The sequence below is a fragment of the Pseudoalteromonas sp. BSi20495 genome, from assembly GCF_000241185.1.
In the GTDB taxonomy this organism is placed as follows: domain Bacteria; phylum Pseudomonadota; class Gammaproteobacteria; order Enterobacterales; family Alteromonadaceae; genus Pseudoalteromonas; species Pseudoalteromonas fuliginea.
In genome coordinates, this window is the sequence record NZ_BADY01000153.1 from 1 (window position 1) to 14,816 (window position 14,816).

At 39.3% G+C, this 14,816-nt stretch carries 18 protein-coding genes; 9 read left to right on the forward strand and 9 right to left on the reverse strand.

Annotated features, from left to right (window positions below; all coding sequences use genetic code 11):
* Nucleotides 1-94 precede the first annotated feature (94 nt).
* Nucleotides 95-1,465, reverse strand: a complete 1,371-nt coding sequence (locus P20495_RS03575) for a TIGR03503 family protein (protein WP_008138491.1) — start codon at nucleotides 1,463-1,465, stop codon at nucleotides 95-97.
* A 9-nt stretch (nucleotides 1,466-1,474) separates the two neighbouring features.
* On the reverse strand, nucleotides 1,475-2,188 hold the full coding sequence (dnaQ, locus tag P20495_RS03570) for a DNA polymerase III subunit epsilon (RefSeq protein ID WP_007378211.1): 714 nt from the start codon (nucleotides 2,186-2,188) through the stop codon (nucleotides 1,475-1,477).
* 68 nt (nucleotides 2,189-2,256) lie between these two features.
* Between dnaQ and rnhA the strand changes: the two genes are divergently transcribed.
* Nucleotides 2,257-2,721 (forward strand): ribonuclease HI, encoded by a 465-nt coding sequence (rnhA, locus tag P20495_RS03565; protein ID WP_007378210.1) that lies wholly within the window; start codon nucleotides 2,257-2,259, stop codon nucleotides 2,719-2,721.
* Nucleotides 2,722-2,883: 162 nt separating this feature from the next.
* Here rnhA and P20495_RS03560 read toward each other — a convergent pair whose 3' ends face one another.
* Nucleotides 2,884-3,669 (reverse strand): class I SAM-dependent methyltransferase, encoded by a 786-nt coding sequence (locus tag P20495_RS03560; RefSeq protein ID WP_008138494.1) that lies wholly within the window; start codon nucleotides 3,667-3,669, stop codon nucleotides 2,884-2,886.
* A gap of 53 nt (nucleotides 3,670-3,722) precedes the next feature.
* Here P20495_RS03560 and gloB point away from each other — a divergent pair, with 53 nt between their 5' ends.
* Entirely contained in the window at nucleotides 3,723-4,496 is a 774-nt protein-coding gene (gloB, locus tag P20495_RS03555; protein WP_008138496.1) for a hydroxyacylglutathione hydrolase, read from the forward strand.
* Nucleotides 4,497-4,651: 155 nt separating this feature from the next.
* Nucleotides 4,652-6,232: a LysM peptidoglycan-binding domain-containing protein gene (locus P20495_RS03550; RefSeq protein ID WP_008138497.1), complete on the forward strand. Its 1,581-nt coding sequence runs from the start codon at nucleotides 4,652-4,654 to the stop codon at nucleotides 6,230-6,232.
* 76 nt (nucleotides 6,233-6,308) lie between these two features.
* On the opposite strand, the gene P20495_RS03545 is transcribed toward P20495_RS03550, so the two are convergent.
* Genes P20495_RS03545 through P20495_RS03535 form a run of 3 tightly spaced genes read right to left on the reverse strand, consistent with a single transcriptional unit; the run spans nucleotide 6,309 to nucleotide 7,835 of the window.
* Nucleotides 6,309-6,758, reverse strand: coding sequence for a flavodoxin (locus tag P20495_RS03545; protein ID WP_008138499.1), 450 nt, complete (start codon nucleotides 6,756-6,758; stop codon nucleotides 6,309-6,311).
* Nucleotides 6,758-7,522, reverse strand: coding sequence for a tRNA pseudouridine(65) synthase TruC (gene truC, locus P20495_RS03540; protein WP_007378205.1), 765 nt, complete (start codon nucleotides 7,520-7,522; stop codon nucleotides 6,758-6,760). The genes P20495_RS03545 and truC overlap by 1 nt, the downstream gene beginning before the upstream one ends.
* Nucleotides 7,515-7,835, reverse strand: coding sequence for a YqcC family protein (locus P20495_RS03535; protein ID WP_008138501.1), 321 nt, complete (start codon nucleotides 7,833-7,835; stop codon nucleotides 7,515-7,517). The genes truC and P20495_RS03535 overlap by 8 nt, the downstream gene beginning before the upstream one ends.
* A 104-nt stretch (nucleotides 7,836-7,939) precedes the next feature.
* Here P20495_RS03535 and P20495_RS03530 point away from each other — a divergent pair, with 104 nt between their 5' ends.
* A complete protein-coding gene (locus P20495_RS03530) occupies nucleotides 7,940-8,968 on the forward strand; it encodes a DUF3549 family protein (protein ID WP_008138503.1) in 1,029 nt (342 codons plus the stop codon).
* On the forward strand, nucleotides 8,969-9,268 hold the full coding sequence (locus P20495_RS03525; protein ID WP_007378202.1) for a DUF3301 domain-containing protein: 300 nt from the start codon (nucleotides 8,969-8,971) through the stop codon (nucleotides 9,266-9,268).
* A 727-nt stretch (nucleotides 9,269-9,995) separates the two neighbouring features.
* Here P20495_RS03525 and P20495_RS03520 read toward each other — a convergent pair.
* Nucleotides 9,996-10,649: a GNAT family N-acetyltransferase gene (locus P20495_RS03520; protein WP_008138505.1), complete on the reverse strand. Its 654-nt coding sequence runs from the start codon at nucleotides 10,647-10,649 to the stop codon at nucleotides 9,996-9,998.
* 153 nt (nucleotides 10,650-10,802) lie between these two features.
* Here P20495_RS03520 and P20495_RS03515 point away from each other — a divergent pair, with 153 nt between their 5' ends.
* The 3 genes from P20495_RS03515 to P20495_RS03505 all read left to right on the forward strand — a co-directional run bounded on the left by P20495_RS03515 (nucleotide 10,803) and on the right by P20495_RS03505 (nucleotide 12,188).
* Nucleotides 10,803-11,039 carry a DUF2789 domain-containing protein gene (locus tag P20495_RS03515; RefSeq protein WP_008138507.1) on the forward strand — a complete coding sequence of 79 codons (237 nt, stop codon included), beginning with the start codon at nucleotides 10,803-10,805 and terminating at the stop codon, nucleotides 11,037-11,039.
* A 95-nt stretch (nucleotides 11,040-11,134) separates the two neighbouring features.
* The gene (locus P20495_RS03510) at nucleotides 11,135-11,401 is read left to right on the forward strand and encodes a hypothetical protein (RefSeq protein ID WP_007378199.1); all 267 of its coding nucleotides are present in this window, start codon (nucleotides 11,135-11,137) and stop codon (nucleotides 11,399-11,401) included.
* Nucleotides 11,402-11,414: 13 nt separating this feature from the next.
* The gene (locus tag P20495_RS03505; RefSeq protein WP_008138509.1) at nucleotides 11,415-12,188 is read left to right on the forward strand and encodes a Zn-ribbon-containing protein; all 774 of its coding nucleotides are present in this window, start codon (nucleotides 11,415-11,417) and stop codon (nucleotides 12,186-12,188) included.
* A 63-nt stretch (nucleotides 12,189-12,251) separates the two neighbouring features.
* Here the strand turns inward: P20495_RS03505 and syd are convergent, their stop codons facing one another.
* A complete protein-coding gene (syd, locus tag P20495_RS03500) occupies nucleotides 12,252-12,791 on the reverse strand; it encodes a SecY-interacting protein (protein ID WP_007378197.1) in 540 nt (179 codons plus the stop codon).
* Between the two features lie 59 nt (nucleotides 12,792-12,850).
* Here syd and queF point away from each other — a divergent pair, with 59 nt between their 5' ends.
* Nucleotides 12,851-13,696: an NADPH-dependent 7-cyano-7-deazaguanine reductase QueF gene (gene queF, locus P20495_RS03495; protein WP_007378196.1), complete on the forward strand. Its 846-nt coding sequence runs from the start codon at nucleotides 12,851-12,853 to the stop codon at nucleotides 13,694-13,696.
* Between the two features lie 204 nt (nucleotides 13,697-13,900).
* On the opposite strand, the gene P20495_RS03490 is transcribed toward queF, so the two are convergent.
* Nucleotides 13,901-14,806 carry a peptidylprolyl isomerase gene (locus P20495_RS03490; protein WP_008138511.1) on the reverse strand — a complete coding sequence of 302 codons (906 nt, stop codon included), beginning with the start codon at nucleotides 14,804-14,806 and terminating at the stop codon, nucleotides 13,901-13,903.
* Nucleotides 14,807-14,816: the final 10 nt, after the last annotated feature.

A 14,816-nucleotide genomic window follows, 5' to 3' on the forward strand; every position in this document is an offset into this window, starting at 1 on the left:
TTTTCGTTGCTGTTTAGGTCTCCCTGACAGCGGCGTGAATAATACGAACCAACCCCTATTTCGTCAAGGGCTTTTTTGTTTTTTTATAGGTTTTTTAGTCATCTGTCATCGAAAGGTTTAAAATTTCACCTGATTTGTCACTTTTTGAGCCATTTTTACCGACTTGATTTTTTTCTGAGTCAGTAACGTCATCTTCACTTGCTTTCTTTTTCTTTAAAAAAGGCAGCCTGACGTTAAATTTAATCGACTTTTTCTGAACAAATATACGAATTAACAGCCAACCAACCAATAATATGAATATATTACAGCCGACAATCAAACTAATTATTGTTGATGTGGTCATTTTTCCTTCATCAGGATCGCTTTTAATCATTTCATCAGGCGTAATAATCGTTGCAGGGTCAATTTCGGGCACCGCTTCTATGGGTCGTTCTATCTCAAATTTATATGTGGGTAGCGTTGCCATAAATTCACGATCATTTATATTAGTGCCAAAAACAGACAGTTCAACACTATACCGACCCCAGTCATAATTTTTTATCGTAAGCTGGCGTGATACATTTGCTATTGCATCAATAGTAAACATTTGTTCTTCATTATTGGGATAATATATTTTGCCCTGAATTATCACGGTTTCAGGTTTAACAATGTTTGCATCAATAGTTATAGCTAAAATATGATCATCAAAATCCTCTTTAGCTAAAGCTATATCAAACTCAAAAGGCGGCTCATGAATAATAAGTGCTTTTTGGGTTATACGCCTTTGTAGCAAAGGAGTCGCAATGTAAAGTTCTGGTGTCCACTCTCCTGCAGGGAAATCTAATTTAAATTCACCGGTAAATACACCATCTTTTGGTCGTTCATCAAACCCACGACCATCATCTTTAAACTCAGCAACTTCTTGTATACCAGCACCGAAATTCGCAAAACTCTCGTTGTTAGTACTGACAAAATCGACATGTAAACTAACCACATCTTTAAATAAGTTAGCATTAATTGGTTCGCCATCATTTAATACTCTACCCGTAACCTTTACAGATTCGCCTCTAAATAACACAGATGGTAACGACTCTGCCTGCAACGACACCTCACCTAATACCACGATTCGACTATCTGGTAATATGCTGCCTATAACTTGCCAAGGCCCAGGCGTTGGCTTTTTAATTGTAACGAGATCGTAGTTAAGTTCATCAAACCATTCAATGTTAGGATCTTTAACTGAGTCGGGAGCAAAGTATTTACTGCCATCTGGCCTTACTAAAATAACAGCAGGTGTACCTGCCTTTCTAAAAAAAAGTAACGTTATTTCATCAATTTGACTATCTATACGAAAACGATTTTCTAATAAAGGTATTTCATTTTGTTGGCCATCGCGTTTAAGTACTTCCACTTGCTTAGCGCTATAAGCATTATTTGTAAAACAGCTAACCGCTATTAGCACAGTTACAAAACACATCGTTTTCATATTATGGCCTTATTCAGCGCGCCATAAACATTGGCCGCCTTCTTTATTTACAAGATCTAATCGGGCTTCGTGTGCGCTTTGCTCAGCATCGCTTGCTCGCAATACAACTAGTGGGGCTCTGTCACTATTTAAACGCTTTATACCCCCCTTTCGCTGCTCGCTGCCGTCATCTTTGTTTTGATTCAAATTTAGTTTTGTTTGACCGCCCGTCATGGCAAGGTAAACATCAGCTAAAATCTCAGAATCCAGTAACGCACCGTGAAGCGTTCGCTTGGCGTTATCTACATCGTAACGACGACATAAAGCATCAAGATTGTTCTTTTGACCTGGATGCAAGTCACGCGCCATTTTAAGCGTGTCAAGAACTTCACAAAACGTACTCGTTTTAGGATAACCCTGATTAAGCAACGCAAATTCGTTATCCATATGACCAACATCGAACGGCGCATTATGAATAACTAGTTCAGCCCCTTCAATATAGTCGAAAAACTCTTGCGCGATTTGATGAAACAGTGGTTTATCACGTAAAAATTCGTTAGTGATACCGTGAACGTCGATTGCTTCTTCTTCGCTTGGGCGTTGTGGGTTTATATAAACGTGAAAGTTATTGCCTGTTAAACGGCGATTTACTAACTCTACACACCCAATTTCTATAATACGGTGCCCTTGTTTAGGGTCGATGCCGGTGGTTTCTGTATCTAAAACTATTTGTCTACGTGCCATATCGAATTTAGCCTGATTCTGGTATCTTTCTATAATCACTTTATTGTACATAAGATCAAGGTAAAACAGTGCAAAAAACCGTAGAGATTTACACCGATGGCTCATGTTTAGGTAATCCAGGCCCCGGCGGTTATGGTATTTTTATGATTTATAACGGTCACGAAAAAGAAATGAGCCAAGGTTATAAACTCACAACGAATAACCGAATGGAAATGCTCGCGGCTATTGTAGCCCTAGAATCACTCACTCGAGAATGCGAAGTAAATCTAACAACCGATAGCCAATATGTTAAGCAAGGTATTGAATCGTGGATCACTAACTGGAAAAAACGTGGCTGGTTAACATCAGCTAAAAAGCCGGTTAAAAACGTCGATTTATGGAAACGCCTAGATAAAGCCTGTAGCGAGCACAATGTAACCTGGAAATGGGTTAAAGGGCATAGCGGCCATAAGTACAACGAAATAGTTGACGATTTAGCGCGCGATGCCGCAGGCAGTAAAGATTTACTAGAAGATGTAGGCTACCAGCCTTAAATTTATTCTAAGCTAGTTGTTATACCAATTTATTAAAAACATGTTCATTCTATCGCATTAAATAACTCACTAACTGCGTTAAAAATTATTCATATAGAACAACTATATGTCACAATTTTCGCCTTGTTAATGTGCTATTTTCTTAGCGCTATAATAGATCACTTATTTAATGCAATTGGTATTATTTTTTTGGTCACACGTTTTGTAATGCTGCTTAGAGGTTTGCCTAAGCCCTGCCCCTTTTACGGGTGCAAACTGCGGCCTTGCATGCCACTTAGGTTTTATCGGCGTAAGTGGCGCAACTCTTTTTCGTGCCACCAGCATATAAACACTGCCCATTGGTTTTAAATACTGTTTTGCAAAAGTCCGCCAAAACTCAAATCTTGATAACCTGTTACCTCTTGCCAGTGATGAATAAATAAAACGTTCGTCACTTACAATTTCAAAACCCAATAAATTTAGCCAATCTTTAACCCTCGCAGGGGTAAAAAAGCGCCCTGTCCATGGTAATTTCTGACCACTAAAAGGCAGCATTTGTGCAAGCCCGCACAAACTAAACGGATTAAAACCAGTCACGAGTATATAACCGCCCGGAATAAGCGTGCGATGTGCTTCTCGTAAAATATGATGCGGGTCTGAATGATACTCTAAGCAATGGCTTAGTATGCAAGCATCAATACTGTGCTCGTAAAATGGCAGTTCATCTATGTCAGCAACTACCCCGGTGTAAGGTCCTGGCTCTGCAACACACACTTGATGTTTAATCGTACTTATACTTGTGTTTAATTCGCCACTTAAATTACCCAACTTAAGCATATGATAGCCAAACATACGCGGCAGCCATTGCTCCATTTTGCGTTCAATATCTGCACGCAAATAATCCCCATGAGGAAACTGCTGCCACGACAGTGGTTTGGGTCCTTCTTGAAAACTAAGGGCTGGTTTCATTTTTTGAGCTCGTTATACTATGCGATAAGTGTCACTTTATAGAGCAATTTACCATGGTGCAAGTCAAAGCAATTAAAGCCTTTTCTGATAATTACATTTGGTGTTTAACTACCGATAACAGTAACCAAGCATGGGTCGTCGATCCAGGCCAAGCGCATCCCGTATTAACGTACTTAGCTGAGCATAAACTAACGCTTGGTGGCATTTTAATTACGCATCATCACTACGACCACACTGATGGCGTAGCTGAATTAGTTGACGCCTATCCAGATATATCGGTTTATGGCCCTGCAAATAGTCCATTTAAAGGCGTCACTCACGCACTCACTGATGGACAAAGCATCAGTGTGCTTAATATTAACTTTACTATTTTAGCAACTCCTGGACACACGCTTGATCATATTTGTTACACAAATGATGAACTTGCTTTTACCGGCGATACATTGTTTAGCGGTGGATGTGGGCGCTTATTTGAAGGCATGCCAGAGCAAATGTGGGAGTCTTTTAATAAACTAAGAGAGCTGCCTGCAAGCTGCAGTGTGTATTGCACGCACGAATACACGCAAGCTAACCTTGCCTTTGCCAAAGCCGTTGAACCACGTAACCCAGAACTCCTTGCGTACAGTAAAAAAGTAGATGAATTACGCAGTAATAACCAAATCTCCCTACCCACTTCTATTGGCCAAGAGCTAAAAATAAATCCATTTATGCGTAGCGATTTGCCAACCATTACAGAGTTAGTGCCAGAAGAGTTTACCTCGGTTACAAAAAACAATGAACCTTGGGGAAACTTTGCGAGTCTGAGGCAGTTCAAAGACAATTTTTAATGCACAAACTAATACTTTAACATTTATTTTATTAGAATCATTAACTTAAGATATAGTGATGATTCTATTTCTGCGTTTTAAAAAGTCATTCAGTGGCAATGTTAACTCATAACAGGTAGTATTCGCCGAGTTTTTTACCCGATGTATTGGTATTTATGAATAAATCTCCCCTATTAATAGCCTTGGCGTTAGCGCTAAGTGGTTGTCAAACTGTGACAACTTTAGACTCAGACTCTCAAGTCGCCATGCAAACAAACCAACAACTCGAAGGCGCAAGTCCTAACGACATTAACAATGCATTGATGGTAAACGCACAATATCAGCAAGTCGACCCTGATGAGCAAGAAGCTCCCGTGTTTGATGATGTGTGGGAGCGAATTCGCTACCAACTTTCTATCGAAATACCGCAAAACCGCCCTGTTGTTACTGAACGTAATTATTATGCTCGCCACCAAGCCTATTTAGATCGTATTTCTAAACGTGCAGAGCCTTACTTACACTTTATTGTTGAAGAAGTAGAAAAGCGCGAAATGCCAATCGAAATTGCACTACTGCCTATTGTAGAAAGTGCATTTGACCCGTTTGGTTATTCTAATCGCAGCGCATCGGGCATTTGGCAGTTTATGCCTGCAACCGGTGAGCGATTCGATTTAAAACAAAACTGGTGGTACGACGGTCGTCGCGACATAGTGCAGTCGACTCGCGCAGCACTTGATTACTTATCGTATTTACATAAAACACTTGAAGGCGATTGGCTAAATGCGATTGCTGCTTATAATTCAGGTGAAGGGCGTTTAATGCGCGCGATTAAAAAGAATCGTAAAAAGCATTTACCTACCGATTTTTGGTCTCTTGATTTACCAAGCGAAACAACAGCCTACGTACCAAAGTTATTAGCACTTGCCGATTTATTAAAACGCTCAGATGATTTTAACGTTACATGGCAACCAGTAATTAATGCACAAGTGGTTGAAGTGGTTGATGTTGGCTCGCAAATAGATTTAGCACTTGCTGCTGATATGGCTGATATGACGCTTACTGAGCTATACAGATTAAACCCCGGTTTTAATCGCTGGGCAACTGATCCCAATGGCCCACATTCTTTATTATTGCCTGTTGATAAAGCAGAGGAATTTAGCCAAAAACTAGCAAACACTGATGTTAAAAACAGATTACGCTGGCAGCGTTATATTGTGGCTCGAGGCGACAGCTTATCGGTAATTGCCAAAAAGTTTACAACAAGCTCAAGCGCAATCCGATCGCTTAATAAACTCAAATCAAATACGATTAAAGTAGGCCAAGAATTATTAGTCCCGCTTACTGATGGCGCTATAAATAGTGAGCATTTACCAAAGCAGATGCGTTTAGCTGCTAATAAAGCAACTCGCACAAAGCTTTCGCACACAGTTAAAAGTGGCGACACGTTATGGGACATTAGCCGCGAATATGACGTAACTATGGATGAGTTGGCTAAATGGAATAAACTAAAGAAAAACTCTGTATTGCGCCTAAATCAAAAACTAACTGTGTATAAGTCAGCTAATAAACCACAAGCAACGGCAAGCACCAACCGTACTATTACATACAAAGTACGCCGAGGTGATTCTCTTGCACGTATTGCGTCTAAGTTTAATCTAAGCGTTAACGAAATTATTAAGTGGAATAATTTAGCCGGTCAAAAATACTTACAACCGGGCCAAAAGCTAAAACTTAAAGTAGATGTCAGAAGTAGTTAATTTATAAAACTATATTAAAAGTAAAAAAGCAAAAAGGAGCGCATGCGCTCCTTTTTTAATACCTTAAAGTTAAGGATTAAACAGGTAGTTTTTCTAGCCATACTTTTAACCAAGGCTCGGTTACTGGCCATGGTTCAAAATCTTCACATGCATCTATTTCTAGGCGGTTGCCCACAGGCTTTGCTTGTAAATCGCGTAGTAACTCGTCAAAGCTACGCCCTGCGCCACAAAATGTATCGCCGTAGCATCTGTCACCCATTGCAATTACACCAAATGGTTTATCGGTAAGCATTGGGAAAGTGCTATTCATTGCAAAGTACAATCCGGCCAAATTACTCGGTACATCACCTTGGCCTGTTGTGGAGGTAACAATTAAAATATGCGATGCATTTTTTATATCATCAAGTGATGCTTCAGTAATTAGCGTTGCAGTATGACCCGCTTGCTCTATTGTGGCTGCAACTTCATCGCTTAAACGCTCTGCACCGCCATTAACGCTGCCTACAAAAATACTAATATGTGCCATTAATAATCCTTTTCTTGCTCTGGCCAACCTAGCTGCTTACATATTTCAAGCATGTCTTCACCTAGTGGCGCTTTAATTTTTATTGATTCATTACTATAAGGGTGCACAAAACTAAGCTCTGTTGCAAATAACATTAAGCGTCTTAGTTCAAAATGCTCTCTAAAAAATTGATTATGCTGATTATCACCGTGATTTACATCACCAATAATAGGCAGTGATAAGTGCTTTAAGTGTCTGCGAATTTGATGCTTGCGCCCGGTTTTTGGAAAACACTCAACTAACGAGTAACGCACTGTTGGATACTTACCTATAGGAATAGGCAATGCAGCTTGGTGCAAGCAATTAAACTGGGTTTGCGCTTCTTGCGGTGCTTTATCTTGATCTGCAAACTTATCGGCTATTTTATCAAGTTCTTCTTTAAGCGGTTTATCTAAAAATACTGACTCTGGCGCAAAACCGCGCACTAAGGCTAAATAGCGCTTAGCAATAGTACCTTCAATAAATAGCTGGTTCATATCGCGAGCTGCTTCCGAGCTCAATGCAAACAGTAATACGCCCGACGTAGGTCTATCGAGCCTATGTACTGGAAATACATGTTGCCCTAGCTGGTCGCGCAACATTTGCATAGCAAACTGGGTTTCGTGTTTATCTAAAAACGAGCGATGCACTAATAAACCTGAAGGCTTATTTATAGCCACATAGTTTTCATCTTGATACAAAATAGTCAGCTCGCCATATTCAATAGGCGCTGGACGCTCACTCATTTGGTTCTCCTAAAAAGGTATCAAGGGCTGTTAGTAATTCAATTATTTCATCGCTTCCGGCTTTATTCACAAGTGTCATTTGCGCCATAGGGGCAATAGCAAAGTTACGCGGCAGTGGTTGCCTATGTGTTATTAATTGCTGTATTTTTTCAATAAATACAAACTGTAACCACTGCTCAAATGCCATTGTATCGTGACAAAAAGGAGTATTTGAAAGCAGTGCCTCAGCGTCTATTGGCCCACTTTGCCAAAGCGCGTGTTTTTGTAAAAGTGCCGTTAGCTGCACTAAATAAGTTTGGGTTTGCTGGTACATAACCACCCTCTTTTATATATGTAATGCAATTATACCCTGTTCCCTCATAGGCGGCTATGACGTATAATTAATGTAATTTTGCAGTAAAAACAGTTGAGAAAACAATGAGTGATCAAATAGCTACATTAGGTCAGCTTTTAGATGGTGCGGGTACTCAGTGGCGTGCTTTTGATATTGGCAGGCACATTACTAAGCTTGATAAAAAACAATTTTTAGCTATTGAACAAGCTCAAGTGCCTTACCCTTATCCACTTGCTGGTCATGCATGGCTCGCTATTCAATTTTGGGATATTAAAGCCAGTAAAGAACCGTATGTATGGTTTTTAAAATTTCCACTTGATGAGCAAAGTATGCTGGTAAGTGCTAGTCGCGATCACTTTGCTGATATGGTTATTCAAGCACTAGGCACTGAAATTACAGGTGAGCAAGCCGATGGAAAACTTGATAATAACCCTTATGTTTTTACACCAAACGCAAATAAATTAGCGGCATTTAACGCCCAAGTAAAAGTACTATTAAAACAGCCTGCATCGCAGTATTACGAGCATGCACAACTGTACTTTAGCGGTAAAATTGGTTTTGATAATTGGCAAAGTGTTGCACTACAGGGTATTGCCGATTTTGCACTACGCTTAGACAGAGATACAAACTTAAGTAATCTGCAAAAAGCATGGGCGCATTTACCTATTGAAGTACTACAGCCACTCAGTGCCATGCTTGAACACGTTGAAATACCAACATCAATGAGTGAGTTACTTGTTGATTACACGCAGGGTGCAATTAGTGACAACGACACAGTGGCTATAACCGCAGCACTAAGATCAATTTCAAAAGGTCAAGCTCAAGGGTTATGCGCTCAATTAGTCGACACTGTACTAAGCTCAACAGTGAGGCACGACTCTGACGTGTTACTAACAATAGCTGGGCGGTGTTTTAAGCAATTAGAAAACCCTGAACGCTTACATGTATTTATGGATAATTGCGCGCATCATCAAAAAATTGAAGAATTGTTTCCAAGTATTTTTGCTGACTTAGTTGCAATACCGACTATTCGCCCGCATTTATTAGGCTTATTACGTAAAGAAAATCGTAGCGAAACCCTCGCGCGTGCAATTGGAAGGTTATTCTCTTAAATGGCAAGTTTATGGACGTTCATACTTATTGGTAGTGTAATTTACTTATTTTGGCTTAACCGAAAGGTTGCTGAAGCGGCGAACGTTCATGCTAAACGTCAAAGTGAGCAACTGCAGGTGCAGTTAATGAGTGTTGCATGCACAAAACGCCGCTTTGGTTTTTTAAAGAGCGGCAAGCCAGGCATTAAAAGTGAATTTATATTTGAGTTTTCAAGTGACGGTGAAAATGCTTATCAAGGTGTGTTAATTATGGAAAATGAGTTTTTGAAAAGTGTGGTTGTTCCACCCCATAAAATATAAATGGATTTAATTTAGGGCTAAATTAAATTTACTCAAACACAAAAAACTAAGGCGTAACTAAAGTTACGCCCCAATTGGACTGCATCCTGCTAGATATCCGTTATCTATTAATCCGTATTATCATCCCCTGAACGAGTAAACAGCCTTATCTACCCTCACATTGCATCCTGCAATATCCATAACCATCTTGGCAAATCCACGCAAACTAACGCTTAGCTACATCCTGTAGCATCATCCCTGGTAATCCTTTGAAGTAGCTCCTGCCACTTTTGCATCCTGCTATGTCCTCTCGCCACCTTGGCCTATGCGTAATCTAACGCTTGGCTATATCCTTTAGCATCATCCGTGGTAATCCTTTAAGTAGCTCCTGCTACTTTAGCGCACCTTGCACTTCCTATTCGTCCTTGCTTTCCTTGTTAACTTGTCCTTTTTGCTTCCTGCTAGCGTCCGCTACGTTGCCTATTCCATATCCTTGGCAGTAACTCAATCATTGAGCTATGTCTTCTTGACAAAGTAAAGTTTAAAGCAAACGAGTGTGAGTAATAGGACTTAACATTAAATAAATAAGCGTCACAAAAATGAAAAAAACAAAATAAACATTTAATAACAGCAACTTAAATTAAAAAAAGCCACTTAATAGTAGCCTTAAACTGATTATGCTCACAACAATGTAAGAGATGTCTCACGGCCTTATGTCCGTTTGGGCGCATTGGCTTACATTATAATTTTAAATAGCTGGCTCAATTATTGATTTAAACAGTAATTCGCCCTCTACTTGGTTAAAAGTAAGGTGTTTAAATGCTTCAAACTTTTCAGTTTTAAAAAATTCAATGTGCTCCTTACGTGTTACAAATACAGCCATCCCTGTTGACTCAGCGTTACATTTAACTAAGTCATCCAGCCCACGTAGTAAGTAACGGCCAAATCCTTGCCCATGAAAATGCGGATCTACGGCAATAAAAGCTAAAAAATAGTAATTACCTTTCTGTTTAAGCGCGTCTCTAATTGTTTGTTCTTTATCTATTAATTGATTTGTTTGCAAGTAGCCCGCACTCAGCATTAATTTTAAACGCCAGTGCCAATAACGCTGCGCTTGTAATTGGCTATTAGATTCAAATACACACGCTACTGCTTTTAATTTATCGTTGCGGTATAGGCCAATTAGTGGCTGTTTTTCTTGCCAAAAACTACTGAGTTCTTCGCGAATTAATGATCGTAGTTTTTTTTCGTAAACTGATTTATTTTCGTCATTGTAGCTAAGCATGTTTAGTAATACAGGATCGTCATGATAAGCCTGATAAATTAGGCTCGCTGCAGTACTAATATCTTCTGCAGCTAAATACTGTACGCTGAACGTATCAGCTGGTGTGGTTACACTCATTGTATTTCCTTTATTATTTTAGCTATAGGCTGTTTAACTTTAAACCTAACTATATACCTAAAATTATTAACCGTAAATTCAGCGAGAGTTTAACTAGCAAGAGGTACAGTTAGGCACTAGTATGAGTTTTCATTCATTTAAAGGAGCAATATCATGGATACGACAAAACACGACATTAACACACTTTTTGCACAGCTTGGATTACCAAATAGTGATGAGCAAATAGATGCGTTTATTGCCTCACATGAATTAGAAGACACAACACGACTCCAAGAAGCTTCTTTTTGGGATGAAGCACAACAACACTTTTTAGCTGAATCCCTTGCAGAAGATGGAGATTGGAGTGAAGTAATTGACGAGTTAGATGTACGCATTCGTCAAAGTAAGTAATTTATTTAATGTACCCTCCCTTATTTATTGCTAACATAGCATTTGCGCAGCATTTATATGCTGCGTATTTATTTTATTAAAGAGTTATATATCTAATGAATTCAGTTGTATTTGATGCAATCAAAGCCCTTCTCGATGAAGGCAAAACCCCTACTGTAGCACTAACTAAAAGCCGTTTGGCGCAACCGGTTCCAATGCCGATGATTATTGCAGCAGTAAGCCAATATAAAAACAATCCTGATTCAATTAATAACTTCATGAGAAACCCACAGCAGTCAGATAATACTGAGCTTAAAACAAGTCAATTAGATAGAATTGAGCAAAAACTCGATAAACTTCTTGCGCTGCTAGAACAAAAATAATTTGAGACTATAAATGTTCGTTGTTGATTTAACTTTTGATTGCTACCAAGACACCACCCTAGAACAAGCCGAACAAGCAATAAATCGCTTAGTAAATGCACTGCGTTTTAATGGTCAAATAATGGGGGAAGAATTTCCAACCGTTTTAAAAGATGGATTTTTTATTACCCGCGTAATGTGCCCTACTGAAGATGCAATGCACCCGCTAAATAACAGCCCGTTTGTTAAGCACAGTATCGAAAAGTTACATAGTGCTGGGCTACTTGCGCCAAAAGTAAAAGTAATTGGACAAGATATTCACTCCAACGGCGCTGATTGCTGCAAAGAACCATCAAGTTATATTTTATATACAACCTATGTGCATACGTGCAGCCCGCTTTATTGTGGTGATGACTTTTTGCCTGTGCCGCTATTTCGTATTCCGGCAATTGCTAATGGTGACTATAAAACGCTTATAAAATGGCAAGAAGATTGGCAAGCCTGCGATCAAATTCAAATTAATGGCGCAACCCGTTGTGAGTTTCCGGCACTTGAAGAAATATCGAGTGTCCAAAGCGACCTATATAGACGTGGAAAAGACATAACAAAGCGAATTAGTTTTTTAACTAAAAAGCCAACCTATTATTATTTATACCGTGTAGGCGGCGTAGATAAAGCGTCTGAACTTGAACGAAAATGCCCTAGTTGTCATGGCGACTGGAAATTACCTGAATCGTGGTTTGGGTTATTCGACTTTAGGTGTGAGCCATGTGGCTTAGTGTCTAATATATCGTGGGATTTTCAGTAACCACTTTAATGAGTGCTTAAAATCAGCTTAGTGATGACGCTAAGCTGATTTATTAAACACGTTTTAAACCTCTAATGCCTTTAAAAAAGCATTAATGTTAGGTGCAAGTACATGGTGTGTTTTTTTGCCTACGTGCTCTAAACATACTTCACCAGTGTGCACCAATACACTTACTAGTAAATCATCTTGATCAGTTAAACCAATAAATACTGTTTCTGGTTGCTTGAGCTTGCGTTTCATTAAAACATGGCCCGTTATATTTTGCTGTAGCAAATGAAAGTCTTCTTCGTTCCATGCTTGTAGTAATTCAACCTGATGCCCATCAATACTTGCTAAAATACTTCCACCGTACATATGCCCGTATAGCTCGCTAAGCGCTTTTGGAAACTCAAGTTCTAGTGCACTGGCTAAATCATTAAGCGAACCTGCAGGTTGCTGACGCGCGCCCTGCCATTGAATGTTTCCTTGCTCGTCAACCTCACCAACTTCACATGGGCTTGGCCATTGCTCGTCGTGCGCAATAAGTGGGTACTTTGTAGTGTTTTTAAGGGTATTTTCGCTAAATGTTTGATGAAGTTGTTCTATAAGCAATGCAACAGACATACTGTGAAACTCATTTAAATTAGATATAATGTCCCTATTGTAACTATTTAAGAGCAAACATGACAGATTACAGCAATTCTCCAGACCTTAAAGGTAGCGTATTAGGCCAATCTACTGAGTATGTAGATGTGTACACGCCAAGCTTGCTTTTCCCTATTGCGCGCAAACTAAATCGTGATGCTTTAAATATTGACGAAGCAGAGCTTCCATTTAAAGGCCAAGACATTTGGACAGGTTACGAGCTTTCATGGCTAAACAATAAAGGTAAACCGCAAGTTGCCGTGGCCTTATTTACCTTTGAATGCCAAAGCAGCCATATTATTGAGTCAAAGTCGTTTAAACTTTATTTAAATAGCTTTAACCAAACCCGATTTGAAAGCATTGATATAGTAAAACAGCATTTAATTGATGATTTATCAAACGCAGTTAACAGCCCTGTCAAAGTGACTTTATATAATCCTGATGATTACAATTGCTTACCGTGTACAGCGCTGCCAGGTGAATGTATTGATGATTTAGATATTGAGATTAATAATTACGATATTGATGCTAATTCACTTAAAGCAAAGAATGATAACGTAGTAACAGAAACGCTCTACAGCCATTTACTTAAATCAAACTGTTTAATTACCTCCCAGCCTGACTGGGCAAGTGTAATTATACGATACACAGGCGAGCAAATATGCCGTGAGTCGTTATTGCGTTATTTAATTTCGTTCAGAACGCATAACGAATTTCATGAGCAGTGTGTTGAGCGTATTTATAGCGATTTAACAACACAACTTAATATTAAAGAGTTAGAGGTTTACGCGCGTTACACTCGTCGCGGTGGGCTTGATATAAACCCGTATCGCTCTACGCATTATAACGATACGCCATTTGCAGTTAAAATTAATCGTCAGTAGGTTATTTTAAACTGGAATATGAGTATTAAAAAGGAGCCTAGGCTCCTTTTTTACATTCTTTAATTAATACCAATTCCATTAAGTATGTGATCTAAATTTTACGCCGAAAAAATAATTCAGTTCTAGGCGTAAATTGATGTAAATGGTTGTTCCCTTTGCGAAATTTACAACAAAGAAATGGGTTGTTTTAGCAAGTAAAATAGATCAGCTATTTATTGGAATTGGTATAACTTCGCGCTTAGTGGGTATGGCCATACCACACACATCAACGTAGTTATGTGCTTTAACAAACCATGGTTCAACACGGTTTTTACGAGCATTGATTAAGTTTTTAAACACCGATGAGTTTGTTTTCATCACTTTAAATATACTTTTATCGCTTTGTACATCGCCAAGCACTTGTATATTTGTAATTGGGTTAAATGCTTTCCCTTCAGTTGGTGTACGCGCTAAACGGTTAAAATGCTCTATACCTTCAAGCACTCGACCAAACACCGTAATATTTTTATCAAGGTAGCGCGGGCCTTGCCCTATCGTTACAAAAAACTCCGTGTTCGCACTATTTATATCGTTGTCGCGCGCCATTGCAAACACGCCACTACAATGCACTTGCCATGTTTGCGTATGTGCTGAGTTTTGAGCTACTGCAAAGCCGTTTAAAAAGCCGGTAACTGGTGCATACCCGTCGCCATTTAGCTCAGTAATTAAAAGTGGTTTGTTTGTTGTTAAATAAAACTCAGCTGGGACTGTTTTGTCTGCCGTTTTAATTAACTTTTTACCCGAGCTGTCCCCGCCTTGCGCTACAAAACCTTCAACAAACCGATAAACGCTGGTATTTTTATAAAACCCTTCTCGTACTAACTTTTTAATGTTTTGAGCGTGCTTTGGGGCAAGCTGTTCATTAAGCTCAATGTACGCATCGCCCGTTGGCAGTGTTATCTTTAAAATATTTTGAGCATCCACTACTCGCCAGTCATCATCTGTTGCACTAGCAATTACCTCACTCGCGCTCAATAAAGGTAGCTCTTGATTAGCAACATCATCACCGAGTTGTTGAGCGCAACCGCTCAATAAAGCACTAAGCAGAGCTGGCAATATAATTTTTTTCATCGCTTATATC